We start from the raw sequence: 24,537 nt of genomic DNA, 5'->3' as shown, positions 1-24,537 counted from the left end.
TCATTTGTCCTCCTCATTCTCTTCGCCCCGGGTGAACGCTCGGCCCTGGCGGACGCCCTGCTGGAAGCTGGAGAGCCGGCTGCGCAGCCGCTCGGGTGAGATCTGCGGTGCCGGTGACGAAGCCTGGGGTTCGGCGAGGCTGGCCGTACCGGGCACCAGGTTGGCCTTGGGCACGCGACGAGGCAGGCCCGAGGACGTCGTGCCGCCCTGCGCGGGCTGCGCGGCGGCCTGCGCGGCCTGGAAGCCGGAGTCCGCGGGCGAGGACCACGTCGCGCCCGCCCCGGACGCGCCGGGCGTGCGCCGCGGCAGCCCCGACGGGGACTGCGCGGGAGCGACCGGGGCCGGGTCGGCGGGCACGGCCGGATGCACGGCCGTGGTCTCCGGCTCGGGCTCGTAGGAAGCGGCCTCGTAGGAAGCGGGCTCGTAGGGAGCGGGCTCGCTGTGCGGCTGCAGCACCTCGGGCTCCGGCCGCCGGAACCAGTCGGACCCGACCGACGAGAAGATCGGCAGGAACTCGTCGCCCTGCTCCTCCATGGGCGAGTTGCGCACCACGGGGAGCGGGCCGGTCATGTCCTGCGAGGAGTAGTCGCCGGGCCCGAACCTGTCGTAGTTGGACTGCCCGTTCTGCTGGAACTGGTCGGCGGGCTTGAGGTCATCGGCGAACGGCGAGCGGTACGACTCCCCGAACTGCGGCTGCGGACGATCCTCGGACTCGAACAGCGACCTGCGCGGCACCGGGTCGGCGAACGACGACCACCGCGGCTCCTCCTGCGGCTGCTTGGGCGGCTCGGTGGCGAAGGACGGCCAGCGCGGCTCCTCCTCCTGCAGGGGCGGCGGCTGCTCCGCGAAGGACGGCCACCGGTTCTCCGCGAACGAGTTGGGCTGCGGCGCGGGAGGCGGCGTCTCCTCGGCGAACGACGGCCAGCGCTGCTCCCCGAACGGCTGCTCACCGAACGGCTGCTGCGCGGACGCAGGGGGCTCCTCGGCGAAGGACGGCCAGCGCGGCTGGTCGCCGTTCTGCGAGCTCTGCGGCTGCTCGGCGTAGGGCGACTGCCGCTCCCCAAAAGGCTGCTCACCAAAAGGCTGCTCACCGAACGGCTGCTCGCCGAAAGGCTGCGGCTCACTGAACGGCTGGTCCCCGAAGGGCTGCTCGCCGAACGGGCGATCCGCGGCGGGCCGGTCGTTGAACGCGGCGGGCTGCTCGTTGAACGGCGCCTGCTGGTCGCCGCCGAAAGGAGCCCAGTTGCCGCTCCCCGGCACCGGCAGCGACCCCGGCCACTGCGTGTCCACCACGTGCTCGGAACCGTCGCCGGAGGGCGCCGCGCCGTAGGAGGCGGACCCGTTCCGCGACGGCTCCGCGAACATGCTCGGGTCGAAGTCCGTGAACGCCTCGTACTGCCCGCCCTGCTGCGGCCCGCCCAGGCCGTTGCTGATCAGCATGTCCGGCATGAAGACCAGCGCGCTCAGGCCGCCCGTCTCCCGGGGGCTGAGCTGCACGCGGACGCCGTGGCGCAGGGCCAGGCGGCCGACCACGAACAGGCCCATGCGCCGCGACACCGACACGTCCACGACGGGCGGGTTCGCCAGGCGCCAGTTGGCCTCGGAGAGCTCCTCCTGGTTCATCCCGATGCCCAGGTCGTTGATCGACACGAGCACGCCGCCCTCGGCGGGGGTGCTGGTGACCTGGACCTTGCTCTCGCGAGGGGAGAACGAGATCGCGTTCTCGATGAGCTCGGCGAGCAGGTGGACGGCGTCGGTGACGGCCGGGCCGACGATCAGCGTGCCGGACGGGATCTGGATCTGGACCCGCTCGTAGTTCTCGACCTCGGACAGCGAGGCGCGGGCGATGTCGACCAGCGGCACCGGCTCGCTCCACTTGCGCGCGGCCTCCTGGCCGGCGAGGACCAGGAGGTTCTCGCTGTTGCGGCGCATGCGGGTGGCCAGGTGGTCGAGGCGGAACAGGTTCGCGAGTCGCTGCTCGTCCTCCTCACCTTGCTCCAGACCCTCGATGAGCTGCAGCTGCCGCTCGACCAGCGTCTGGCTGCGGCGGGAGAGGTTGACGAACATGGCGTTGACGTTCGCCCGCAGTTTGGCCTCGTCACCGGCCAGCCGGATCGCCTCGCGGTGGACCTCGTCGAAGGCCTGCGCGACCTCACCGATCTCGTCACGGGTGTTGATGCCGACCGAGGGCGTCTCGGGCACCTGCGCGCCCTCGCCGGACTCGCGCAGCACGCGGACGGTCTCGGGCAGCCGGGTCGTGGCGACCTGGAGCGCCTCGGCACGCAGCCGGCGCAGCGGGCGGACCAGCGAACCGGCCACGCGGGTGGTGAAGACCAGGACGAGGAGCAGCAGGACCAGGATCACCGCACCGGAGATGATCGCGTTGCGCTGCTCGGTGTCGCTCAGCTCCCGGGTCCTGGCCACGATCCTGGTGGCCAGGCCGTCCTCGACCTTGCGCATGGCGTTGCCGGACAGCGTGGTCGACTCGTACCAGTTGCCGAGGTCGCGGCGGGTGGTGACGTCGAGATCCCGGATCTCGTTGTACTCGCGCATCTGGGCGAGCGCGCGCTGGCGCATGGCGTCGGCGAGGTCGATCTGCAGGCCCTTGACGCCCTTCTGGTACGCGTCCAGGTCCTTGGAGTCGGCCTCCTGCTCGAAGGCGGCCAGCTCGGCCTGCTGCTTGTTCCAGGAGCCCAGGAAGTCCGACAGGTCGTCGTTGTCCAGCTTCCGCTGGACGAGCGCCACGATCAGGATGATCTGCTGGCGCGAGATCTCCTCCTTGACCCGCTGCAGCGAGCCGAGCGCGGCCACGTCACCCTGGAGGGTGTCGTCGTTGACGCCGGAGCCCAGGTCGCCCTCGATCGCGGAGAAGACGCCGATCATGGTGGTGTACGTGCTGATGGCGGCACGCGGCGGCACGTTCGAGACCATGGACTCGCGGAGGCTGTCGAGACCGGCGAGCCACCGGCGCATGTTGTCGACGCCCTCGATGACCCGGGCGGAGTGCGCGGCGTCGATGGCGTTGGCCGCGCTCAGCACCTGCTTCTTGGCCGTGTCCGTCGCCTGCCGCTGCGTCTTGAGCTGGACGAGGCGCTGGCCTCTGCTGCGGTCCGAGACGTACCACGCGGTGAGCGTTCGCTCCTTGCCGAGCTCGTGGTTGAGCGCACCGATGCGCTGCACCAGCTCGGCGACCTGGGTGAGCCGGCGGTACTCGGCGTTGGTGCCGATGGCGTTGGCCAGCTGCACGCCGGCGAGCAGCACGCCCACCACCGTGGGGATGAGGATCAGCGCGACCAGCCTGGAGCGCACACGCCAGTTCCCCAGCCGGAAACGTCCGCCTGTGTACTCCCCTGACCTCGTGTGCCTGGGGTCTTTCGTCCTCACTGACTCTCGCAACCTCTCGCCGGTACGTGCTCGAAAGAAATCAGACACGCGTGTGGCGCATGGGATTCGTTCCGGCTGGGTAATTGGAACACAACCCGTACCAGATCGGCCAACCGAACATATCCCATCACACGTGCCCAAAGGGTCACTTTGGGCAACATATCGCCGTACACGTCTTCAGGCGGGCCGGAACGAATCCCGCTCGACCGGCGCCGCGTGCTTCACCATCAGATGCCGCGTCACCGAATACTCCTGCACCGCCTCCTGGCTCATGTCCTTGCCGAACCCGCTGCCCTTCACCCCGCCGTGCGGCGCCTCGCTGGCGATGGGCAGGTGGTCGTTCACCCAGGTCACGCCCACATCGAGCCGGTGTGAGACGCGCATGGCCCTGGAGACGTCGCGCGACCACACCGACGAGGCCAGACCGTACCGCGTGTCGTTGGCCAGTCTGACCGCCTCGTCCTCGCCGTCGAACGGTAGCGCCACGAGCACGGGTCCGAAAAGTTCACCTTGGACGATCTCGCTGTCCTGGGCGACGTCGGTCACGAGCGTGGGCGGGTAGAAGAATCCGGGGCCTTCGATCGGGGCGCCTCCGTGGAGCACGCGCCCGCCGGCCCTGGAGACGAACCCGTGCACCCGGTCCCGGTGCGCGGCCGAGATCAGCGGGCCGATGTCCGTGGCCGGGTCCCAGGGGTCGCCGACGGTTATTTTGGCAAGAGTTGCCCGCAGTGCCTCGATCGCGTCCGCGTACACCTCGCGGGCGACGTAGACGCGGGTGGCGGCCGTGCAGTCCTGCCCCGTGTTGTACGTCGCCCCCATCGCCACCCCGCGGGCCATCTCCGCGAGGTCGGCGTCCTCGAAGACCAGCGCGGGCGCCTTGCCGCCGAGCTCGAGGTGCACCCGCTTGAGCGTGGCCGCGGCCCCGGTCATGACCGCCCGGCCCGTCTCCGTGGAGCCGGTGACGCTGACCATGTCCACGCCCGGGTGGGTGACCAGCGCCTGGCCGGCCTCGGCGTCCCCGGTGATCGCCTGGACGAGCCCGTCGGGCGCGCCCGCCTTGGCGAACAGTTCGGCCAGCCGCAACGTCGTACGCGGCGTCTGAGGGGCCGGCTTGATCACCACGGCGTTGCCCGCGGCCACCGCCGGCCCGACCTTCCAGACGGCCATGACGAACGGGAAGTTCCACGGCGCGATCGACCCCACCACCCCGACGGGGCGGCGCAGCAGGACCGAGGTGTAGCCGGGGCTGAAGACACCGGCGCCCGAGCCTTCGAGGGAACGGGCGGCCCCGGCGAAGAAGCGCAGGTTGTCGGCGGCGAACGGCAGCTCGCCGTCCCGGAACACCGACGCGGGCTTGCCCGTCTCCTCCACCTCGAGCCTGGTCAGCTCCTCTGCGTCGGCCTCCACCAGGTCGGCCACCCGCAGCAGCAGCCGCGCCCGGTCGGCCGGGGTGGTCTGCGACCACTCCTCGAAGGCCGCGCGGGCCCGGTCGACGGCGGCCGCGACGCCCTCCACCGGCGTGTCGGGAATCTCGGCGCACGGCAGCCCGGTGGCGGGGTTGATCAGTTCACGCATGGAAATTCATGTCCTCACTGGCCGAGCTGCTCGATCAGGTCGGCGGCCTTGCGCAGGCCGTCCCGACCCCTGATCTCCTCGCCCGCGGCGGCGAGCCGGGCACGCAGCTCGGTGTCCCCGAGCAGCCGCTCGACCGCGCCCTTCAGTTCTTCGTCGGTGAAGGTGTAGGTGGAGAGCCTGACACCATAGCCCAGCTCGTCGGCCCGCTGGGCGTTGTCGTACTGGTCCCAGAAGAGCGGCAGCAGGATCATCGGCTTGCCGAAGTGCAGCGCCTCCGTGGTCGTGTTGTTGCCGCCGTGCGTGATGACCAGGTCACACAGTGGGATGATCTTGGTCTGCGGGAGGAACTCCGCGCCCCACATGTTGTCGGCGAGCTTGATCTCCTCGTGCAGCGGGCCCTTGGAGACGATGTACTGGTGCGGCGTGGTGGCCAGCACGTCGATGACGCGCTGCATCAGCTCCACGTCGGAGGAGCCCAGCGAGCCGAGCGAGAAGTAGACCAGCGAGCCCTCATTGCGGCGCTCGAAGGGCAGCGTGAACGCCTCGTCCGTCTCACGCACCGAGGAGTCGAGGCGGTGCCAGGAGTCGCCGAGCGGGCGGGCGTCGGCGTAGTCGAGGATCTCGGGGTAGACGTAGAGGTTCAGGTCGCCCTCGTGGATGAAGTCGAGGTCGGGCAGCGGCTCGGTGCCCTGCTCGACGCACCACTCGTTGAAGGCGGTCCACAGCTCGCGGTGGGTGCGGTCGTACTCGGCGCGGAAGGCCTCCCACTCCGAGCGGTCGTCGGCCGGCAGGCCGGAGAAGACCGGCGCGATGTTCTCGCCGCGCACCTCCAGCGGGTTGCAGGAGACGATGCGGACGAACTTCTTGCCCGCGGTGAGCAGCGCCGGGAACGTGATCACGTTGTCCTCGACGATCACGTCGGGGTTGACGCGCTCGATGATCGCCTTGAGCTGCGGCTCGCAGTACTTCACGCCGTCGATCAGCGAGTCCCAGATCGGCTTGGTGACGGTGTCGAGCTGCTCCAGAGTGCTCTTGCGGTACTCGGGGGCGGTCTCGCGGATGAAGTCCTTCCAGAACTGCCCCGGGTCCTGCTCCTCCGCGGCGTCCTCGGGCGGCGGGGCGAGGTCGACGAGGTCCTCCTCGAAGCCGAGCGCTTCGAGCTTGCCCTTCCACGACGCCTCCGCGGCGAAGACGACGCGGTGGCCGCGGCGGCGGAGGATGTCGCCGATGCCGATCGAGTTGTTGGTCGGCCCGTAGGCGCTTTCAGGCATGAACAGGATGGTGAGAGACATCGAGGCTCCGGGGAAACTCATCAATTTGAAGAGGAATTCAAGAACTGATCTAGCGTGAAGGTCAAGTAACGGGCACTATGGTCACGGCTAACTGAACAGCAGCCAAACGAGTGAAGGCGGTGGGGGTGGCTCAGCGTAAGAGCCGTAGTGACCGGCGCATCGACTTGATCGAGGCCGCGCGCAGGGCCATCATCCGTCACGGCATCGACGGCGTACAGCTCTCGCACGTCGCCGAGGAGGCCGGTCTGACCTCCGGCGCGGTGCTCTACCACTATCCCGACCTCAGCGAGCTGCTGGTCGAGGCGCAGCACGCGGGCATGGAACGTTTCTACGAGCAGCGCGTGCGGCAGCTCAACACCCTCACCGACCCGGTCGAGAAACTGGTGCTCACGATCAAGTCCGGGCTGCCGACCGGGTCGCTCGACCCCGATGTCCGCCTGCTCAACGAGCTGGGCGGGGCCGCGGGCCGCAACCGGGTCTACGGCGTGCTGCTCACCTCCCTCTACGACCGCCAGGTCTCGATGTACCAGGCGGTCCTGGACACCGGCGCCGCGCTGGGGGTGTTCAGGCTGAGCGCCGACTCGCTGACGATCGCCCGCAACCTGGTGGCGCTGGAGGACGCGTACGGCTACCGCATCACGGCCAGGCACCCGGTGATCGGCCCGGCCGAGGCGGCCGAGCTGATCCTCTCGTACGCCCGCGCTGCCACGGGCAACGACCTGGCCCGCTGAGCTCACCGGTCGACCGCCATGATGACCGCGTCCTCGGCCTTCCAGCGCACCTTGACCTTCGCGCCCGCCTTCACCGTGCTCGCGCCCTGCACGGCGACCAGCACCGGCTTGACGTGGCCCGGCACGTCCACGGAGATGTGCGACACGCCTCCGTAGAAGCTGACGTCCAGGACGCTGCCCTTGAGGCCGCGGGTGGCGCTCTCGCCGGCCAGCTCGACCTTCTCCGGCCGGATCGCCAGCAGCGCCTTGGCGCCCGCCTCGAGCTCTTCGAGCGGGGCGCCGGCCAGCATGCCGAAGTCCTCGGTCTTGATGCCGTCGAGGCCGCTGGCCGTGCCGTGGAAGAGGTTGTTGGCGCCGACGAAGTCGGCCACGAACGCCGTGCGGGGCCGCTCGTAGAGCGCGATCGGCTCGTCCACCTGCCGCACCTTGCCGCTGTCGAAGACCGCGATGCGGTCGGCCAGCGACATGGCCTCCTCCTGGTCGTGCGTGACCACCACGAAGGTGATGCCCACCTCGTGCTGCAGCCGCTTGAGCTCCAGCTGCATGTCGGCGCGGACCTTCTTGTCCAGGGCCGACAGCGGCTCGTCGAGCAGCAGCAGGCGGGGCCGCTTGACGATGGAACGCGCCAGAGCGACCCGCTGCCGCTGGCCGCCGGAGAGCTGGGCGGGCTTGCGGTCCGCGTGCGCCGACAGCCCGACGGTCTCCAGCACCTCGCCGACGCGCTGCTTCACCTCCTGGCGGGGCAGCCGCTCGCGCTCCAGGCCGTAGGCCACGTTCTTGGCCACGGTCATGTGGGGGAACAGCGCGTACGACTGGAACATGAGGCTGATCGGCCGCCGGTTCGGCTGCTTGGACAGCAGGTCCTCGCCGTCCAGCGTCACCGTGCCCCGGTCGGGCGTCTCGAACCCGGCGATGATGCGCAGCAGCGTGGTCTTGCCGCAGCCCGAAGGGCCGAGCAGAGCGAAGAACTCGCCCTGGCCGATCTCCAGCGACACCTCGTCGAGCGCCGTGACCTCCCCGAACCTGCGGGTGATCCCGTCAATCCTGAGCACGTCTCTCCCCGATCTTCGTCATGCGCTGCCCGGCGATCACCGCCGTGAAGCTCACGAGGAGCAGGATCGCGGCCAGCGCGTTGATCTTCGGGGTGACCCCGAAACGGATCATCGAATAGATCACGATCGGCAGCGTCTGGTCGCTGTTGCCGATCGTGAAGAAAGCGATCACGAACTCGTCCAGCGACAGCGTGAACGCCAGCAGCGCGCCGGCGACGATGCCCGGCGTCAGCTGCGGAAGCGTGATCTTCAAGAACGTCGTGACCGGCCCCGCGCCCAGATCCCGCGAGGCCTCCTCCAGCGAGGTGTCGGAGTTGGTCAGCCTGGTGCGCACCACCGCGGCCACGAACGCCATCGCGAACAGGCCGTGGGCGAGGATCACCGAGTACAGGCCGAGCGTGAGCTGGATCAGGCCGTAGAACAGCAGCAGGCCGATCGCGATCACCAGGTCGGGCAGGACCGCCGGCATGAGCGCGATGGCGTCCAGCGTCTTGGACCTGGTGTGCCGGGCCAGCCCGACGGCCAGCAGCGTGCCGAGCACGGTGGCGATCACCGTGGAGCCGGTGGCCACGATCAGCGTGTTGACCAGGCCGTCCCTGACCAGCTTGTCGTTGACCAGCTCGCCGTACCACTTGAGGCTGAAGCCCTCGTACGTGTACGCCGACTTGCCGGAATTGAACGACATGACGACGAGCACGACGATCGGCAGGTACAGGAAGACGTACGTGGCCCAGAACGGGACGTACAGGAGCTTTGACCTACGCACGGCGCGCCACCCTGGCCTGCACGATGAGCAGCACAATCAGCACCGCGATGAGCGCCAGCGCGAGCGTCGAGCCGAACGGCCAGTCGCGGGCCTTCAGGAACTGGTCGCGGATCAGATTGCCCACCATGATCGACTTGCTGCCGCCGAGGATCTCGGGGATGACGAAGTTGCCGAAGCTCGGCACGAACACGAACAGGCACCCGGTCATCACGCCCGGGACCGTCATCGGCAGCGTGACCTTCCTGAAGGTGGTGAACGCCGAGGCGCCCAGGTTGGCCGAGGCCTCCCTGAGCTGCGGGTCGAGCCGCTCGATGGCGGAGTACAGCGGCAGCACCATCAGCGGCAGGTACGAGTAGAGCAGCCCGGTGACGATCGTGCCCTGCTTGTAGAGCAGCTCCAGGTCCGTGCCCAGCAGCGAGTTGACCACGCCGGGGCCGCTCAGCAGGATGATCCAGGCGTACACGCGGATGATGAAGTTCGTCCAGAACGGCAGGACGATGGCGACCAGCGCCACCGTCTTCCACTTCGGCGGCAGCTGGGCGATCAGGTAGGCCGTCGGATAGCCGATCAGCAGCGCGATCAGCGTCGTCAGGGTCGCGATCTTCAGCGAGGTGCCCACCACGCCGAGGTAGAGCGGATCGACCAGGCGCTCGAAGTTCTCGGTGGTGAACTCGTAGACGACGCCGCCGAAGCGGCCGCGCTGGAACACCGTGTTGCTGAGCACCAGCGCGAGCGGCACCAGCAGCAGCACGATCAGATAGGTGACGCCGGGTGACAGGAAAACGAACGCGCCCAGCCGGCGTCCCTTGGACGCCGGCCGGGCCTTGACCTCAGACTTCACCGCTTTACTGCTGCGCCGTGATTTCGGTCGACAGGCGCGTGAACTTGGTCGACGCCTGGCCCAGGTCGATGATCGACTCACCGTTGAGCAGCTCGGCGGGCTTGATGTCCAGCAGCGAGCCCTTGGCGACCTGCACCCGCTCCATGGCGGCCTTGTTCGGGACCTTGTAGTTGATGTTCTCGGCGGCCCAGCTGTGGATCTCGGGGTCGAGGATGTAGTTGATCAAGGCGTGCGCGGCCTCCTTGTTCTTGGAGGACTTCATGATCACCATGGTGTCCACCCAGAGGTCGCTGCCCTCCTTCGGCACCTTGAACTTGATGTTGCCCTTCGGGTCCGTGGTCGGGCACCAGCCGTCCCACGCCTCGACCATGAGGGCCTCGCCGGACTTCAGCTTGTCGCCGAACGTGGTGTCGTCGTAGGTGAGCAGGTGGGGCTTCTGCGCGACGAGGAGGTCCTTGGCCTTGGCGATCTCGTCGTCCTTGTCGGTGTTGACCGAGTAGCCGAGCGCCTTGAGCGCGGGCAGCGCGAGCCAGCGCTCGGTGGTCATCATGGTGACCTTCTTGTCGGCCCAAGCCGGGGGCTTGAGCAGATCGTTCCAACTCGTCGGCTCGGACTTCACCAGGTCGGAGCGGTAGCAGATGCCGGTCGTACCCCAGGTGTAGGGCACCGAGTACTTGTTGCCCTTGTCGTAGGAGAGCTGGGTGGCCTCCGGGTAGAGGTTGGCCAGGTTGGGGATCAGCTCGGGGTGGATCGGCTCCAGCAGGCCCGCCGCGTTGAGCGCCTGGGCGTACTGGCCGGACACGAACGCCACGTCGATGCCGCTGTCACCGGGGGCGGTGAGCTTGGTCATCGCGATCTCGTTGGTGTCGTGCAGAGCGACCTTGATGTCCTTGACCTTGAGCTTCGCCTTGACCTTCGCCGGCAGCTCCTCGGGCGTGTAACCCGGCCAGACGGTGATCTGGAGCGACTGCTGCGACAGGTCCGCGTTGGGCTTGAGCTGGTCCGCCGCCGCCGGCGTCGTGCCTTCTGAGCTGGTCGACGACTCACCGCCGCACGCCGCGACGGCGAGCGCGAGGCCGGCCGCTGTGACAGCGACCGGGAGACGACGGGTGAACCGGATACGGGACACGGCCGCTACTCCTTCTGGATTTTGTGCAGTTTTGAGGGGTCGCGCGACCTTACCGGACACAGCAGACCAGAGCAGGAGTGTTGCAGGGGAAATCAACATGAGCAAGACTTTTGCTGACATTGCTACCTGGAAGTTTGGTCTACGAGTTGAATTGGGATTCAATAGCAGATCGGCTGCTCTCTCTCGGTGAGAGGCCCCTCACGGCCCGAGACCGGGGTGTCAGCGCCACACTTCTCCCGCTGCTGGAGGGCGAGGTGCCGCCGCCGTTCGCCGTGCGGCGCTTCCTCCCGCTGCCCACCCTCTCGTACAGCCTTGGAGATCTCCACACTGGGGCCCCAGGTGAGCGGGAGTTCGGCGCGCACGTGGACCAGACGAACTACTCGGTGATCGTCGACGAGAAGGTCGTCGTCAAGTGGATCACCCCACCGGTCCCCCTGCCCCACCCCACCCCAGAGGTCTTCGCTCACCTCGTTGAGGCGGGGTTCAACGACACAGCACCCCCTTACGCGGCCCTGACCCGCGATGTGGACGGGAACGAGCAGCTCCTGGCCCTGGTCACGGGCTACCTTCCGGAGGCCCGCGACGGCTGGGAGTGGTGCGTCGACGAGGCCGAGGCCGGCGCCACGGACTTCGCCCCCGTCCTCGGCCGCCTCGCCGCCGACCTGCACCTCGCCCTTGCCACGCTCCCCACCCCCGCGCAGGAGCCCGGCGCCGCGGGTACGGCGGCCAGGGCGGAGGCCGCGCTCGCGGAGGCGCTCGCGCTCACGGACGGCGAGGACGGCGTGTGGCTGGCCACGCGGACCCCGGCGATCCGGCGCGAGCTGGCCGCCCTCCAGGAGCCGATCACCGGCCCCCGCATCAGGATCCACGGCGACCTGCACGTGGGCCAGATCCTCAAATGGCGGGACGGCTACGCGGTGATCGACTTCGACGGCAACCCCACCGTCACCGACGCCGTCCCGCGCCAGCCGGCCGCCAGGGACGTGGCCCAGCTCACCACGAGCATCGAGCACGTGGCCCAGGTGGCGATCAAGCGGAGGGGCACCGACCCCGGCGCGGCGGCGGCCTGGGCAGCCGAGGCCCGCGCCGGGCTGCTGGCCGCGTACAGGGCCCGCCTGGCCGAGAAGGACCGGCCGGACCTGCTCGACGAGAGACTGGTCCGGCCGTTCGAGGTGGAGCAGGAGTGCCGCGAGCTCATCTACGCCGCCCGCCACCTGCCCCGCTGGCGCTACGCCCCCATGGGCGTCCTGCGCACCTGGTACCAAGAGGAGAACATCACGTGAATTCCGAGCTCTACCTGTCCGACCTGGAGGCCAAGCCGGCGGCGCTCAGGAGCCTGGCCGCCGCCCTGAGGGAGGAGAACCCGTTCGCGGCGCTCCCCTCGGGCCTGACCCGGGTGCTCTTCCTGGGCATGGGCAGCTCCCGGTACGCCGCGGGCGTGGCCGCGCTGCGCCTGCGCCGGGCGGGCGTGGACGCGTACGCCGACTACGCCTCCGCGGAGGCCACCTACCCGGCCGCCGCGGACACCCTGGTCGTCCCGATCTCGGCCAGCGGTTCGAGCAGGGAGACCCTCGACGCCGTGGAACGGTACACGGGCGGCCCGTCCTACCTGGCGGCGCTGACCAACATCCAGGGCTCCCCTCTCGCCGAGCGGGCCGACCTGGTGGTCGACATGCGCGCGGGCGAGGAGCGCGGCGGCGTCGCCTGCCGTACGTTCCAGCACACCCTGGCCCTCCTCCTGGCTTTGGAGGCCCACCTCACCGGGACGGGCCGCGACCTGCCGAAGCTGCTGGAGCGGGCCGCCGAGGCCACGACGGATCTCCTGGACAGGAGGGACGAGTGGCTCCCCATGACCATGGAGCTGCTGGACGGCGACCGCGGCGTCTACACCGTCGCCCCCGCCGAGCGGCTGTCGTCGGCCGAGCAGTCGGCGCTGATGTTCCGCGAGGGCCCGCGCCGTCCCGCCGACGCGTGCGAGACGGGCGACTGGGCACACGTGGACGTCTACCTCACCAAGACGCTCGACTACCGCGCGCTGCTCTACCCCGGCTCCCGCTACACCGAGCAGGCCATGGACTGGGTGCGCGAGCGCGGCTCCACGGTGGTCACGGTGGGCGGCGAGGTGAAGGACGCCAGAGCCGCCGTCAGGTACGCGCACGACGACGACCCGGACGTCGCTCTGCTCACCGAGACGCTGGTGGCCGAGCTGGTCGCCGGGAATTGGTGGGCGGCCCCGTAATCAGTCGCGGTAGTCAGTGGGCCCGCGCGGCGAGCGCGTGCTCGACGAGCGCGATGAGGGTGTTCCTGACCGCAGGCCGCGCCCGCGCGTCGGTGCGGATGACCGGTATGTGCGGGGAGAGCGTGAGCGCCTCCCGCACCTCGCTCTCGCTGTGCGGGAACACCCCGTCCCAGCCGTTCACCCCGATGACGAACGGGATGCCGGACTCCTCGAAGTAGTCGATGGCCGGGAAGCTGTCGGCCAGCCGCCGCGAGTCCACCAGCACCACGGCCCCGATGGCGCCGCGTACGAGGTCGTCCCACATGAACCAGAACCGGTGCTGCCCCGGCGTGCCGAACAGATAGAGGATCAGGTCCTGGTCCAGCGAGAGCCGCCCGAAGTCCATGGCCACGGTGGTGGTGGTCTTGCCCGGCGTGAGCCCGATGTCGTCGATGCCCTCGGACGCGTCCGTCATCACCGCCTCCGTGGTCAGCGGCATGATCTCGGACACGGAGCCCACGAACGTGGTCTTCCCCACACCGAACCCGCCCGCCACGACGATCTTCGTGGAGGTGAGCCGGCTAGAGCCTGCGAAGTCCACTCAATACCCTTTCGAGCAGGCCCCTGTCGGGAAGGCCCGCGTCCAGCTGGGGCTGGTACACCCTCACCAGCCCATCCGCCTCCATATCGGCCACCAGCACCCTCGCCACCCCGAGAGGAACGCCCAGCAGCGCGGAGATCTCCGCCACGGAGCGCACCTGCCGGCACAGCTCGCTGATCGCGCGATATTCACGGGTGTACGTCATGCCGAGTCGTACCGAGGTGGCCGACGATACCAGGGCCTCCATGGCGAGCTCCGTACGAGGAGTCGTCCTGCCACCGGTGACGGCGTACATCCGGACGAGCGAGCTGCGCTCCGGCTCCGGTTCATCGTTGTGCCACGATGCCAACGTCTACTCCCATCACCCTGTCTGTCCGGCCGCAGCGGGATCCCATTACGGACGCGCCGCCGACAGTTCCGCCCGCACGGCAGGCGTGAGCACCTGCCCGGCGCGCTCGACCAGGATCGTCATCTGATAGGCCACCAGGCCCATGTCGCAGTCGGGCGCGGCCAGCACCGCCAGGCAGGATCCGTCGCTGATCGACATGACCAGCAGCAGGCCGCGGTCCATCTCGACGAGCGTCTGGGTGACCCCGCCGCCTTCGAACACGCGCGCCGACCCCTGCGTGAGGCTGACGAGCCCGGCCGCGATCGCGGCCAGCTGGTCGGCGCGGTCTTTGGGGAAGCCCCTGGAGTACGCCATCGGCAGCCCGTCGGCGGACACCACCACCGCGTGCGCCACGCCGGGGACCTCGTCGACGAAGCTGCTGACCAGCCAGTTCATGTCCCTGGCCGCCTGGCTGAGCTCCTTCATGAGTCCTCCTCGAGCTCGGCGCGACCCTTGCGCACACCCTGCTGGTAGCTGGCCAGCCTGTTGCGCAACCGGTCAGGCGACACCGGAGGAGCGGAAGCGGTCGGGGGTTTCGGACTCGCGGTGCCCGGTACCAGATTCGCTTTCGGGGTCCGCTTGGGCAAGCCGGAGTTGGTCATGCCGTTCTGCGCCGGTTCGGCGGCCGCGCCGGCCGCCTGCCAGCCCTCATCGGCGGGTGAGGACCAGGCCGGGTCGCGATGGTCGGCCGTGGGCGTCGTCTTGGTGAACCAGCCGCTCCCCTCGACGGCGGAGTAGATGGGCAGGAACTCCTCGTCCTTGGACGGCGCCGGCGGGGTGGCGAACGACGGGTAGGATTCCGCCGGCCCGCCCAGGTCCGGCGGTAGCTGCTCGACCGAGTGCGCCTGCGACGAGCTGAACCAGGACGACGGCTCGGGCGCCGCGGGCACGATGTCCATCGACGGATGCCCGTACGGGGGCCCGGGGAAAGGGTCGGCGGGCGGCAGGGTCCCGAAGGACGGATGTCCCGGGAAGGGCGCGGCCGGTGTCGGCGGGTGGGCCTGCCTGGGCACCGGGATGCGCGCCGGCACGGGCACCGCACCCGGCATCGTGCCCGACACCGCCGTGAGCAGCGCGGGCGGGATCAGCACCATGGCGGTCAGCCCGCCGATGTCCTGCATGCGCAACTGCACGCGGATGCTGTGCCGCAGCGCCAGCCGGCCGACCACGAACAGCCCCATGCGCCGCGACACCGACACGTCCACGACGGGCGGGTTCGCCAGCCGCCAGTTGGCCTCGGCCAGCTCCTCGGCGCTCATGCCGATCCCGTGGTCGGTGACCGACAGCATCAGCGAGCCGGTGTCGATGCGGCTGCTGGAGATGATGACCTTGGTGTCCCGCGAGGAGAACGAGACCGCGTTCTCGACCAGCTCGGCCAGCAGGTGCACCACGTCGGTGACGGCCTGGCCGGCGATGGCGACGTCCGACTGGACCTGGATGCTGACCCGGTCGTAGCTCTCGACCTCGCCGAGCGCGGCCCGGACGATGTCCATCAGCTCGACCGGCTCGCTCCACTTGCGGGCCGCCTCCTGGCCGGCCAGGACCAGGAGGTTCTCGCTGTTGCGGCGCATGCGGGTGGCCAGGTGGTCGAGCTTGAACAGGTCGCCGAGCCGGGTGTCGTCGCGCTCGCCGCGCTCCAGCCGCTCGATCAGCGTGAGCTGCCGCTCGACCAGCGTCTGGCTGCGCCTGGACAGGTTGACGAACATGGCGTTGACGTTCGCCCGTAGCTTGGCCTCGTCGCCCGCCAGCCGTACGGCCTCGCGGTGCACCTCGTCGAACGCGCGGGCGACCTCGCCGACCTCGTCCCTGGAGAAGATCCCGATGGGCGGGACCTCGGCCTGGACGGCGCCGTCGCGGGACTCGCGCAGGTGCTGGACGAAGTCCGGCAGCCGCCTGCCCGCGATCTCCAGCGCCTCGCCGCGCAGGCGGCGCAGCGGCCGCACGAGCGACCTGGCCACCCCGGTGGTGATGAGCAGGACCGCCACGAGCAGCGCGAGCACGGCGCCCGCGGTCACAAACGCCTGCTGCCGCTCGTCCGCGCTGAGCGCCTCGCTGCGTGCCACGATGCCCTGGGCCTGGCGCTCCTCGACCTCGCGCATGGAGTCGACGACCACGTTGGCCGCGTCGAACCACTCCTTGGCGTCGTCGCGCTTGCTCAGGTCGAGGCCGCGCAGCGGCAGCCCCTTCGTGCTCCTGATCAGCACCAGCTCGCGCAGGAACAACATGCGGTCGGCGGACCTGCCGTTGACGGTCTCGTCGAAGAAGCGGCGCTCGTCGGCGGTGGCCTCGGTCGAGTACGCCTTGCGCTCGTTCAGCTCCTTGGACTGCTCGCCGAGGAAGCGCTTGAGCTGGTCCTGGTCGAACGCGCCCTCGACGAGCACCGCGGTGACCAGCGCCTGCTGGTAGGAGACGCTCTCCTTCGCCCTGGCCAGGGCGTTCAGCATGCGGGTCTGGCGGAACAGCTCGTCGTCCACGCTGTCCTTGATCAGCTCGTTGTGGACGGAGAGCAGGTCGCCGATCACGGTCGTGTAGAGCTCGACGGCGGGGCCCGGCAGCAGGTTGGCCTCCAGCGCCTGCTTGCGCAGGGCGGTCAGGTCGTCCAGGCGGCTGAGCAGGTTCTCGAGCTGGTCGGCGCTACGGCCGCTGACCTCGGTCAGCAGTTGCCCGGCGGTGCCGCGTACCTGCCTGACGGCCAGGTCGGCCTGGTCCATCTGGGCCTGCACCGTGGAGAGCATGCCCGCCGGCCGGTTGCGCGCGATGTACCAGGCGGTCGTGGCCCGCTCGGCCGCGACCTGATGGGTGAGCGCGCCCAGCTCGGCGGAGAGCTGGGCGAACTGGTTGGTACGCGCGTAGTCACCGGCGGCGGACGTCCTGGCGAGCACCTGGATGCCGCCGAGCAGGACGGCGGCGGCCGTCGGGATCAGGATGAGGGCGACAAGGCGCGCGCGGACGCGCCAATTGCTCAGCCGCCAGTTGCCCTTACTGGCCTGCCTCTCACCCAACGCTGTAGTCACCGAACGCACCTCGCCCGAATCGGCGTATTTGAGGGGGCTGTGTCCCATGGGAAATCAGCTAAGTGCCGGCCAATTAGAACACATCCCACAGCAGTGTGGCCCACCCGAACATAACGCTACAAAAAGCGACTCGTGTGACTCAAGTGCCAAAACCTGGAGCTCCATGATTCATGATCGGAAAGCGGGAAATAACCCTTTAAAGAGTTGAATGTCCCTATGTGGGGCTTTAGTACGTTCCAATCCCATAACACCACAGGAGCATGGAGGTCTCTGGAGTGTCACGGCGTTGAGATTTCCGTTAATCGCGCCATATGTTGTGGCGGTCAAAGAAGGAGGCGAGGGTGGGGGATTCTCCCGACAGCGCGGCCATCACTGTTGAGGGCCTTTGGAAGATCTTCGGATCCAGGGCGCAGAAAGTCCTGGACAGCGAGGACAGGCATCTCGACCAGGCCGCACTGAGAGAGAAGACCGGCTGCACCGCCGCCGTCAGGGACGTGAGCTTCGAGGTGCGACCGGGCGAGGTCTTCGTGGTCATGGGCCTGTCCGGCAGCGGCAAGTCCACCCTCGTACGCTGCCTCACCCGGCTGATCGAGCCCAGCGCGGGCGAGATCAGGATCGGCGGCGAGGACATCGGCCGCGCCTCCCCCGCCCGGCTCCGCGAGATCCGCCGCCACCAGGTCAGCATGGTCTTCCAGCATTTCGGCCTGCTGCCGCACCGCAAGGTGATCGACAACGTGGCGTACGGGCTGGAGATCCAGGGCACCGCCAAGGCGGCCAGGCACGCGCGGGCGGCGGAGATCCTCTCCCTCGTCGGCCTCGACGGCTACGCCGACGCCTACCCCGACCAGCTCTCCGGCGGCATGCAGCAGCGCGTCGGCCTGGCCCGCGCGCTGGCCGTGGACCCGCAGGTGATGCTGTTCGACGAGCCGTTCAGCGCGCTCGACCCGCTGATCAGGCGCGACATGCAGGCCGAGGTGATCCGCCTGCACCGGGAAGTCGGCAAGACGATGGTGTTCATCACGCACGACCTGTCCGAGGCGCTGAAGCTGGGCGAGCGGATCGCGATCATGCGGGCGGGCTCGATCGTGCAGCTCGGCACCGCGGAGGAGCTGGTGGGCGCGCCCGCCGACGACTACGTGGCCGACTTCGTCCGCGACGTGCCCAGGAGCCACGTGCTGACGCTGCGCTGGATCTGCCGCGAGCCCGAGCCCGGCGAGCCGCTGGACGGGCCCGTCCTCCCGGCCACCACGCTCATCATGGACGCCATCAGCGCCTCGTCCGCCTCCTCCCGCCCCATCAGGGTGGTGGACGGCGACGACCTCATGGGCGTCGTGGACCGCGTTGACCTGCTGACCTTCCTGTCCGGCGCGGACGTCACGGTGAAGGCATGAGCTCCACCGTGGTCACCACGCCCTCCTCCCGGCTGAAGCTGCCGAGGTGGGCGCTCCCCGCCGGGGTGGCGGTCCTCTTCGTGGTGGCGTACCTGGTCTTCCGCGGCACGGCGACGCTGCCGCACGACAAGGAGGCGCCGCAGTTCCTGGCCGTCACCGACCTGCGCGAGTGGATCGACGACCACCGCAACGACAACCCGCTCTTCCTGTATTTCCTGAACTACATCCGGCTCTTCGTGGGCTGGCTGTACGGCCTCTTCCAGTCCGTCCTGTACGCGCTCGGCTGGCCCGGCATCACCGGCGTCATGGGCGCGCTGGCCTGGCTGGCGGGCGGCTGGCGGATCGGGCTGGCCGCGGTGGCGGGGGTGAGCGCGTTCGGCTTCCTGGGGCTCTGGCAGTCGAGCGTCGACACGCTGGCCCTGGTCGCGGTCTCGGTGCTGCTGTCGCTGGCGATCGGGATCCCGCTGGGTGTCTGGGCCGGGCTCTCGGGCCGCGTCCGGCGGGTGATCACGCCGGTGCTGGACGTCATGCAGATCATGCCGACGTTCGCGTACCTGGCCCCGCTCGCGCTGTTCTTCCACATCGGCGCCCCGGCCGGGGCCATCGCGACGATGATCTACTCGATCCCCCCGGCCATCCGGATCACCGCGCTGGCCATCTCCGAGGTCTCGCCCACGGCCGTCGAGGCGTCCGGCTCGCTGGGCGCGACGGGCCGGCAGACGCTGTTCAAGGTCTACCTGCCGCTGGCCAGGTCGACGATGGCGCTGGCGGTCAACCAGACGATCATGATGGCCCTGTCCATGGTCGTCATCGCCAACCTCATCTCCGCGCCCGGCCTGGGCGGCGACATCATCCGCGGCCTGTCGCGGGCGCAGGTCGGCATCATGCTCCCGGCGGGCGTGGCCATCGTCATCATGGCGGTGCTGCTCGACCGGACCATGATGGCGATCGCCCACCGTGAGCCGCACACGAAGCTGAGCCCGGTCGATCTCGTCGCCGCCGGCGTGCTGGCGGTGGCCGGGGTCGCGCTCATCCCCGTGCTGCCCAGGACGTGGCCGGACGGCCTCACGGTCAACTTCGTGGCCGAGGTGAACGACGCCGTCCGCTGGGCCGAGACCAGCTGGTACGGGGTGACCACGTTCATCAAGGACCTCACGACCGGCGTCCTGCTCAACCCGCTGGAGACGCTGCTCACCTCGTCCCCGTGGTGGCTGGTCGCCCTGGCGATGCTGGCCGTGGCCTGGCGGGTGAGCGGGGTAGGCGCGGCGCTGACGGCGCTCGTCTGCCTGCTGGCCATCGCGCTGCTCGGCGTCTGGGAGCACACCATGCAGACGCTGACCACGGTCGTCGTCGCGGTGTTCGTCACGCTGGTCGCCGGCCTGCTGCTCGGCGTGGCCGCGGCCCGCTCGCCGCGATATTCGGCCGTGCAGCGGCCCATACTCGACGCCGCGCAGACCATGCCGGCGTTCGTCTACCTGCTGCCGGCGCTGGCGCTGTTCGAGACCACCCGGTTCACGGCGATCTTCGCCTCCGTCATCTACGCGGTGCCGCCGGTGGTGCGGCTGGTCGAGGACGGCATCAAGGGCGTGCCCGCCACGGTCGTCGAGGCGGCCACCTCGGCGGGCTCGACCTCGGGCCAGCTCCTGTGGAAGGTGCAGCTGCCCATGGCCAGGCGGGCGATCCTGCTCGCGGCCAACCAGGGCATCGTGATGACGCTGGCCATGGTGGTCGTCGGCGGTCTGGTCGGGGCGGGGGCCCTCGGCTACGACGTGGTCGTCGGATTCTCCCAGCGACCCGACTTCGGCATGGGCTTCGTGGCCGGCATCGCGACCGTGCTGCTCGGCGTCATGCTCGACCGCATCACGCAGGGCGCCGACAGGCGCCCCTCCCCCCGAAAAAGGAAATCCACATGAAGATTCGCCTGCTCGCAGGCCTCCTCGCCCTTGGACTCGCCGCTGTCGGTTGCGGCGGGGCCAAGGTCGAGACCTCTCCCAGCTCCTCCGCCGCCCCGGCGGCCTCCGGATCGAGCGCCGCCACCGGGACCGTGAAGATCGCGATCAACCCGTGGGTGGGCTACGAGGCCAGCGCGAACGTCGTCGCGTACCTGCTGAAGAACGAGCTCCACTACAACGTCGAGCTGCCCGAGATCAAGGAGCAGCTCGCCTGGGAGGGCTTCGAGACCGGCGACGTCGACGTCATCATCGAGAACTGGGGCCATCCGGACCTGAAGAAGAAGTTCATCGAGGAGAAGAAGGTCGCGGCCGAGGCCGGCTCCACCGGCAACAAGGGCATCATCGGCTGGTACGTACCGAAGTGGATGGCCGACAAGTACCCGGACATCACCGACTACAAGAACCTCAACAAGTACGCCTCCCTGTTCAAGACCTCGGAGTCCAGCGGCAAGGGCCAGCTCCTCGACGGTGACCCCAGCTACGTCACCAACGACGAGGCCCTGGTCAAGAACCTGAAGCTGAACTACAAGGTCGTCACCGGCGGCAGCGAGGCGGCCCTGCTCAAGTCCGCCACGCAGGCGCAGGAGCAGCAGAAGGCGCTGCTGTTCTACTTCTGGACGCCGCACTGGCTCTTCGACAAGGTGGACCTGGTCCGCGTGAACCTGCCGGCCTGGACCGACGGCTGCGACGCCGACCCCAAGAAGGTCGCCTGCGACTACCCGGAGATGGACCTCGACAAGATCGTCAGCAAGAAGTTCGCGGACACCGGCGGCAAGGCGTACGAGCTGGTCAAGAACTTCAGCTGGACCAACGAGGACCAGAACGCGGTCGCCAACGACATGACCAACAACGGCCTGACCGGCGAGCAGGCCGCCAAGAAGTGGATCGAGGCCAACACCGCCAAGTGGCAGGCCTGGATCCCCAAGTGACGCCCTCTTGACCGCGGCCCCGGGCGGGGCCGCGGTCACCGGGAGACCCTCATGTTGCGAACGAACAAGCTCGTCGGGCCGCTGGTCGCGGCCCTGCTGCTGACGACCGCCTGCTCCGGCGAGGAGCCCGGCTCCGCCAAGGTGTCGAAGGGCGTCGTCAACATCGACATCCACGGCTGGGTCGGGTACGAGGCCCAGGCCGCCGTGCTGGCGTACCTGCTCGAACACGAGCTGGGTTACTCGGTGCACAAGCGGCCCATGAAGGAGAGCGATTCCTGGGAGGATTTCGAGGACGGCAAGGTCGATGTGATCGTCGAGAACTGGGGCCACAACGACCTGAAAAAGAAGTTCATCGAGCAGAAGAGGGTCGCTCTGTCGGCCGGGCTCACGGGGAACCAGGGCATCATCGGGTGGTACGTCCCCGAGTGGATGGTGAAGAAATACCCCGACATTACGGACTACCGAAACCTCAATAAGTACGCGCACCTTTTCCGGACCGACAAAACCGGAAATGCCGGACAGGTTCTGGACGGAGATCCGACGTTCGTGACGAATGACGAGGTGCTCATCAAGAACCTCGGGCTCAATTACAAGGTCGTCTACTCGGGCAGCGAGGCGGCGCTGATCAAAGCGGCCGAGTTCGCCACCAAGAACCGGACACCGCTGCTGCTGTATTTCTACGAGCCGCAATGGCTGTTCACCAAGGTCAAACTGGTCAAGGTGGCGCTGCCGCCCTACGCTCTCGGCTGCGACGACGACGCCAAGCGGGTCGCGTGCGACTACCCGCCGTACCTGCTGGACAAGATCGTCAGCAAGAAGTTCGCGCAGACCGGCGGCAAGGCGTACGAGCTGGTCCGCAACTTCACCTGGACCAACGACGACCAGAACTCCGTGGCCAGCGACATGATCAACGAGAAGATGACCGCCGAGCAGGCCGCCGAGCGGTGGGTGCGGGACAACAAGATCGTGTGGAAGGACTGGATCCCGCGCTGAGGCCCGGCGATCGAGGTGGCATGGGTGACAGTTGTTTCAGCCTAAACTGAACCCATGGCTCCTTCCGACGACCGCGAGCGGACGCTCGAGTGGGTCGAGCGCGTGGCGACCTTCTGCGGCGACGCCTGGGGCCTGGCGCCCATCACCGGGCGCGTGCTGGGCTGGCTGCTGATCTGCACCCCCGCCGAGCAGTCCGCCGGCGAGATCGCCGACGCGATCGGGGCCAGCCGGGCGTCCATGACGTCCAACCTGCGCCTGCTGACCTCCATCGGCCTCGTCCGGCGGCGCACCCGGCCGGGCGAGCGCACCACGTACTACCGCATCGAGGACGACGCCTTCGAGAAGGTCGTGCGGCAGCGGCTGGCCTCGTTCGCCGCGTTCGGGGAGATCGCGGAGGAGGGGCTGGAGCTGGGCGGGGAGGACGAGGAGCGGATCCGGCGCATCCGCTCGGCCCAGCGCTCCATCGCCCTCCTCACCGACCGGGTGACGTGACGCCCTACCGGTCGAGCCGCTGGTAGAGGCGTACCGACAGGACGAAGAAGACGGCGGTGATCACCACCGGCCAGATCACCGCCATCAGGACGGCGTGCTGGGCCACCCAGGAATCGCCGCCCCAGCCGGGGTTCCCGAAGAGCTCCCTGGCCGCCGCCACCGTGGACGACAGCGGGTTCCACTCCGAGATCGCGCCCAGCCAGCCCGGCATCGTGTCAGGGGCGACGAAGGCGTTCGACAGGAAGCCGACCGGGAACTCCAGCACCTGGATCGCCACCACGCCGCCCGGATCCCTGAGCAGCAGCCCCAGGTACATGCCGACCCAGAGCAGCGAGAAGCGCAGCAGGAGCAGCAGGCCCACGGCGGCCAGCGCGCCCGGGAACGAGGACGGCCGCCAGCCCACCGCCAGGCCGCAGACCAGCAGTCCGCCCAGGATCAGGACCGAGTTGAGCAGGTCGGCCACGGCCCGGCCGATCAGCACGGCCGAAGGCGCCATGGGCATCGAGCGGAAGCGGTCGGTGACCCCCTTGGAGACGTCGGTGGCGACGGCCATCATGGTGGCGCTGAGACCGAAGAGCATCGTCATGCCGTACATGCCGGGCATGAGGAAGGCGAAGTAGTCGGCCCCCGAGGGCACCTTGACCGCGCCGCCGAACAGATAGCCGAAGGCCAGCGTGATCACCACGGGGAAGAGGATCCCGAACACCACCGTCATCGGCTGGTTCGCCCAGTGGATCAGGTCGCGGCGGGCGACGGTCCAGCCGTCTGCCAGAGCCCATCTCATACGGTGCCCCCTCGGCGGTCGGTGAGGTTCAGGAAGACTTCGTCGAGCGTGGGGCGGCGCACCGCCACGTCCTCGGCCTCGATCCCGGCGGTCGCCAGGCCCGCGAGCGCCTCCGTGAGCGCCCGCACCCGGTCGCCCACCGGCGCGCTCACGTGCCTGGTGTCCCGATCGACCTCGGCCGGCCCCGAGGCCGCCCCGCGGACGATCCCGGCGGCCTCGTCGAGCCGTGCCGGGTCGTGGATCACCACGTCGAGCCGGTCGCCGCCGAGCTTGGACTTGAGCTCGTCCGGCGTGCCCTCGGCCACCACCCGGCCGGCGTCGATCACCGCGATCCGGTCCGCGAGCTGGTCGGCCTCCTCCAGGTACTGCGTGGTCAGCAGCACGGTGGTGCCGCCGGCGACGAGGTCGCGCACCGCGCGCCAGATCTCCGTGCGGCTGCGCGGGTCCAGCCCCGTCGTCGGCTCGTCGAGGAACAGCACGGGCGGCGCCAGGATCAGGCTGGCCGCGAGGTCGAGCCTGCGCCGCATGCCGCCCGAATACTCCTTGGCCGGCCCCTTGTGGTCCAGCCCGAACCGCTCCAGCAGCTCCTCCGCCCTGGCCCGCGCCCGCGACGGGCCGAGGTGGTGGAGGCGGCCGAACAGCTCCAGGTTCTGCCGCCCGGTCAGGATCTCGTCCACGGCGGCGTGCTGGCCGACGAGGCCGATGCTGCGGCGTACCTGCCGGGGCTGGGTCGCCACATCGAACCCCGCCACCTCCGCGCGGCCGCCCGAGGCGCGCAGGAGGGTGGTGAGGATGCGGACGGTCGTGGTCTTGCCCGCGCCGTTGGGGCCGAGCAGGCCGTAGACCGTGCCCCGGCCCACGTCGAGGTCGATCCCGTCGAGCGCCGCCTTCTCGCCGTACTTCTTGCGCAGGTCCTGCGCGAGCACCGCCGGCATGCGTGTCCCCTCCCTTGATTCCGTACGCTGTACCGTACAGCATACGGTTCAGGACGGCAACCGTACGGTG

21 protein-coding genes are annotated in these 24,537 nt (G+C 69.2%); 8 read left to right on the top strand and 13 right to left on the bottom strand.

Annotated features, from left to right (window positions below; genetic code table 11):
* From AB0J87_RS06540 to AB0J87_RS06530, 3 genes are all read right to left on the bottom strand, one after another.
* Entirely contained in the window at positions 1-3,309 is a 3,309-nt protein-coding gene (locus tag AB0J87_RS06540) for a nitrate- and nitrite sensing domain-containing protein (protein WP_363962885.1), read from the bottom strand.
* Between the two features lie 252 nt (positions 3,310-3,561).
* Positions 3,562-4,959: an aminobutyraldehyde dehydrogenase gene (locus AB0J87_RS06535; protein ID WP_350730243.1), complete on the bottom strand. Its 1,398-nt coding sequence runs from the start codon at positions 4,957-4,959 to the stop codon at positions 3,562-3,564.
* A gap of 14 nt (positions 4,960-4,973) precedes the next feature.
* On the bottom strand, positions 4,974-6,230 hold the full coding sequence (locus AB0J87_RS06530) for a glycosyltransferase (protein ID WP_363962884.1): 1,257 nt from the start codon (positions 6,228-6,230) through the stop codon (positions 4,974-4,976).
* Between the two features lie 146 nt (positions 6,231-6,376).
* Between AB0J87_RS06530 and AB0J87_RS06525 the strand changes: the two genes are divergently transcribed.
* A complete protein-coding gene (locus AB0J87_RS06525; RefSeq protein WP_363962883.1) occupies positions 6,377-6,982 on the top strand; it encodes a TetR family transcriptional regulator in 606 nt (201 codons plus the stop codon).
* A gap of 2 nt (positions 6,983-6,984) precedes the next feature.
* On the opposite strand, the gene AB0J87_RS06520 is transcribed toward AB0J87_RS06525, so the two are convergent.
* The 4 genes from AB0J87_RS06520 to AB0J87_RS06505 are packed head-to-tail and all read right to left on the bottom strand — an operon-like array spanning position 6,985 to position 10,770.
* Positions 6,985-8,034 carry an ABC transporter ATP-binding protein gene (locus tag AB0J87_RS06520; RefSeq protein ID WP_350730237.1) on the bottom strand — a complete coding sequence of 350 codons (1,050 nt, stop codon included), beginning with the start codon at positions 8,032-8,034 and terminating at the stop codon, positions 6,985-6,987.
* Positions 8,021-8,800 (bottom strand): ABC transporter permease, encoded by a 780-nt coding sequence (locus tag AB0J87_RS06515; protein ID WP_355207130.1) that lies wholly within the window; start codon positions 8,798-8,800, stop codon positions 8,021-8,023. The genes AB0J87_RS06520 and AB0J87_RS06515 overlap by 14 nt, the downstream gene beginning before the upstream one ends.
* Entirely contained in the window at positions 8,793-9,641 is an 849-nt protein-coding gene (locus AB0J87_RS06510; protein WP_350730233.1) for an ABC transporter permease, read from the bottom strand. Before AB0J87_RS06510 ends, AB0J87_RS06515 begins: the two co-directional genes overlap by 8 nt.
* A 4-nt stretch (positions 9,642-9,645) precedes the next feature.
* Entirely contained in the window at positions 9,646-10,770 is a 1,125-nt protein-coding gene (locus AB0J87_RS06505; RefSeq protein ID WP_363962882.1) for a spermidine/putrescine ABC transporter substrate-binding protein, read from the bottom strand.
* Between the two features lie 254 nt (positions 10,771-11,024).
* On the opposite strand from AB0J87_RS06505, the gene AB0J87_RS06500 reads away from it, so the two are divergent.
* Complete coding sequence (locus AB0J87_RS06500) at positions 11,025-12,053, top strand: hypothetical protein (protein WP_363962881.1); 1,029 nt, start codon at positions 11,025-11,027, stop codon at positions 12,051-12,053.
* Positions 12,050-13,009: an SIS domain-containing protein gene (locus AB0J87_RS06495; RefSeq protein ID WP_363962880.1), complete on the top strand. Its 960-nt coding sequence runs from the start codon at positions 12,050-12,052 to the stop codon at positions 13,007-13,009. The genes AB0J87_RS06500 and AB0J87_RS06495 overlap by 4 nt, the downstream gene beginning before the upstream one ends.
* 13 nt (positions 13,010-13,022) lie before the next feature.
* Here AB0J87_RS06495 and AB0J87_RS06490 read toward each other — a convergent pair whose 3' ends face one another.
* The 4 genes from AB0J87_RS06490 to AB0J87_RS06475 form a co-directional block, all read right to left on the bottom strand.
* The gene (locus AB0J87_RS06490) at positions 13,023-13,589 is read right to left on the bottom strand and encodes an ATP/GTP-binding protein (RefSeq protein ID WP_363962879.1); all 567 of its coding nucleotides are present in this window, start codon (positions 13,587-13,589) and stop codon (positions 13,023-13,025) included.
* Complete coding sequence (locus AB0J87_RS06485) at positions 13,570-13,884, bottom strand: DUF742 domain-containing protein (RefSeq protein ID WP_355207361.1); 315 nt, start codon at positions 13,882-13,884, stop codon at positions 13,570-13,572. Before AB0J87_RS06485 ends, AB0J87_RS06490 begins: the two co-directional genes overlap by 20 nt.
* A gap of 99 nt (positions 13,885-13,983) precedes the next feature.
* Entirely contained in the window at positions 13,984-14,403 is a 420-nt protein-coding gene (locus tag AB0J87_RS06480) for a roadblock/LC7 domain-containing protein (RefSeq protein WP_185071497.1), read from the bottom strand.
* A complete protein-coding gene (locus AB0J87_RS06475) occupies positions 14,400-16,991 on the bottom strand; it encodes a nitrate- and nitrite sensing domain-containing protein (RefSeq protein WP_363962878.1) in 2,592 nt (863 codons plus the stop codon). The genes AB0J87_RS06480 and AB0J87_RS06475 overlap by 4 nt, the downstream gene beginning before the upstream one ends.
* A 341-nt stretch (positions 16,992-17,332) precedes the next feature.
* Here AB0J87_RS06475 and AB0J87_RS06470 point away from each other — a divergent pair, with 341 nt between their 5' ends.
* From AB0J87_RS06470 to AB0J87_RS06450, 5 genes are read left to right on the top strand one after another with little or no spacing between them, the layout of a single operon-like run.
* A complete protein-coding gene (locus AB0J87_RS06470) occupies positions 17,333-18,382 on the top strand; it encodes a glycine betaine/L-proline ABC transporter ATP-binding protein (RefSeq protein ID WP_363962877.1) in 1,050 nt (349 codons plus the stop codon).
* On the top strand, positions 18,379-20,295 hold the full coding sequence (locus AB0J87_RS06465; protein WP_363962876.1) for an ABC transporter permease subunit: 1,917 nt from the start codon (positions 18,379-18,381) through the stop codon (positions 20,293-20,295). Before AB0J87_RS06470 ends, AB0J87_RS06465 begins: the two co-directional genes overlap by 4 nt.
* Positions 20,292-21,263 (top strand): ABC transporter substrate-binding protein, encoded by a 972-nt coding sequence (locus tag AB0J87_RS06460; RefSeq protein WP_350730217.1) that lies wholly within the window; start codon positions 20,292-20,294, stop codon positions 21,261-21,263. The genes AB0J87_RS06465 and AB0J87_RS06460 overlap by 4 nt, the downstream gene beginning before the upstream one ends.
* 51 nt (positions 21,264-21,314) lie before the next feature.
* Complete coding sequence (locus AB0J87_RS06455; RefSeq protein WP_363962875.1) at positions 21,315-22,256, top strand: ABC transporter substrate-binding protein; 942 nt, start codon at positions 21,315-21,317, stop codon at positions 22,254-22,256.
* 54 nt (positions 22,257-22,310) lie between these two features.
* Positions 22,311-22,748, top strand: coding sequence for a helix-turn-helix domain-containing protein (locus AB0J87_RS06450; protein ID WP_350730214.1), 438 nt, complete (start codon positions 22,311-22,313; stop codon positions 22,746-22,748).
* Positions 22,749-22,752: 4 nt separating this feature from the next.
* On the opposite strand, the gene AB0J87_RS06445 is transcribed toward AB0J87_RS06450, so the two are convergent.
* Positions 22,753-23,532, bottom strand: a complete 780-nt coding sequence (locus tag AB0J87_RS06445; protein WP_363962874.1) for an ABC transporter permease — start codon at positions 23,530-23,532, stop codon at positions 22,753-22,755.
* Positions 23,529-24,467: an ATP-binding cassette domain-containing protein gene (locus tag AB0J87_RS06440; RefSeq protein ID WP_363962873.1), complete on the bottom strand. Its 939-nt coding sequence runs from the start codon at positions 24,465-24,467 to the stop codon at positions 23,529-23,531. The genes AB0J87_RS06445 and AB0J87_RS06440 overlap by 4 nt, the downstream gene beginning before the upstream one ends.
* Positions 24,468-24,537 lie beyond the last annotated feature (70 nt).

Source organism: Nonomuraea sp. NPDC049625, from assembly GCF_040675285.1.
Taxonomy (GTDB): Bacteria; Actinomycetota; Actinomycetes; order Streptosporangiales; family Streptosporangiaceae; genus Nonomuraea; species Nonomuraea angiospora_A.
The sequence above is the reverse complement of the archived record's forward strand: the minus strand, read 5'-3'. Positions and strand labels throughout refer to the sequence as shown.

Coding starts and splice junctions, on each gene's coding strand:
- AB0J87_RS06465 (WP_363962876.1), top strand. CDS start 18,379: ATGAGCTCCACCGTGGTCACCACGCCCTCCTCCCGGCTGAAGCTGCCG.
- AB0J87_RS06450 (WP_350730214.1), top strand. CDS start 22,311: ATGGCTCCTTCCGACGACCGCGAGCGGACGCTCGAGTGGGTCGAGCGC.
- AB0J87_RS06480 (WP_185071497.1), bottom strand. CDS start 14,403: ATGAAGGAGCTCAGCCAGGCGGCCAGGGACATGAACTGGCTGGTCAGC.
- AB0J87_RS06445 (WP_363962874.1), bottom strand. CDS start 23,532: ATGAGATGGGCTCTGGCAGACGGCTGGACCGTCGCCCGCCGCGACCTG.
- AB0J87_RS06460 (WP_350730217.1), top strand. CDS start 20,292: ATGAAGATTCGCCTGCTCGCAGGCCTCCTCGCCCTTGGACTCGCCGCT.
- AB0J87_RS06440 (WP_363962873.1), bottom strand. CDS start 24,467: ATGCCGGCGGTGCTCGCGCAGGACCTGCGCAAGAAGTACGGCGAGAAG.
- AB0J87_RS06485 (WP_355207361.1), bottom strand. CDS start 13,884: ATGTACGCCGTCACCGGTGGCAGGACGACTCCTCGTACGGAGCTCGCC.
- AB0J87_RS06530 (WP_363962884.1), bottom strand. CDS start 6,230: ATGCCTGAAAGCGCCTACGGGCCGACCAACAACTCGATCGGCATCGGC.
- AB0J87_RS06535 (WP_350730243.1), bottom strand. CDS start 4,959: ATGCGTGAACTGATCAACCCCGCCACCGGGCTGCCGTGCGCCGAGATT.
- AB0J87_RS06455 (WP_363962875.1), top strand. CDS start 21,315: ATGTTGCGAACGAACAAGCTCGTCGGGCCGCTGGTCGCGGCCCTGCTG.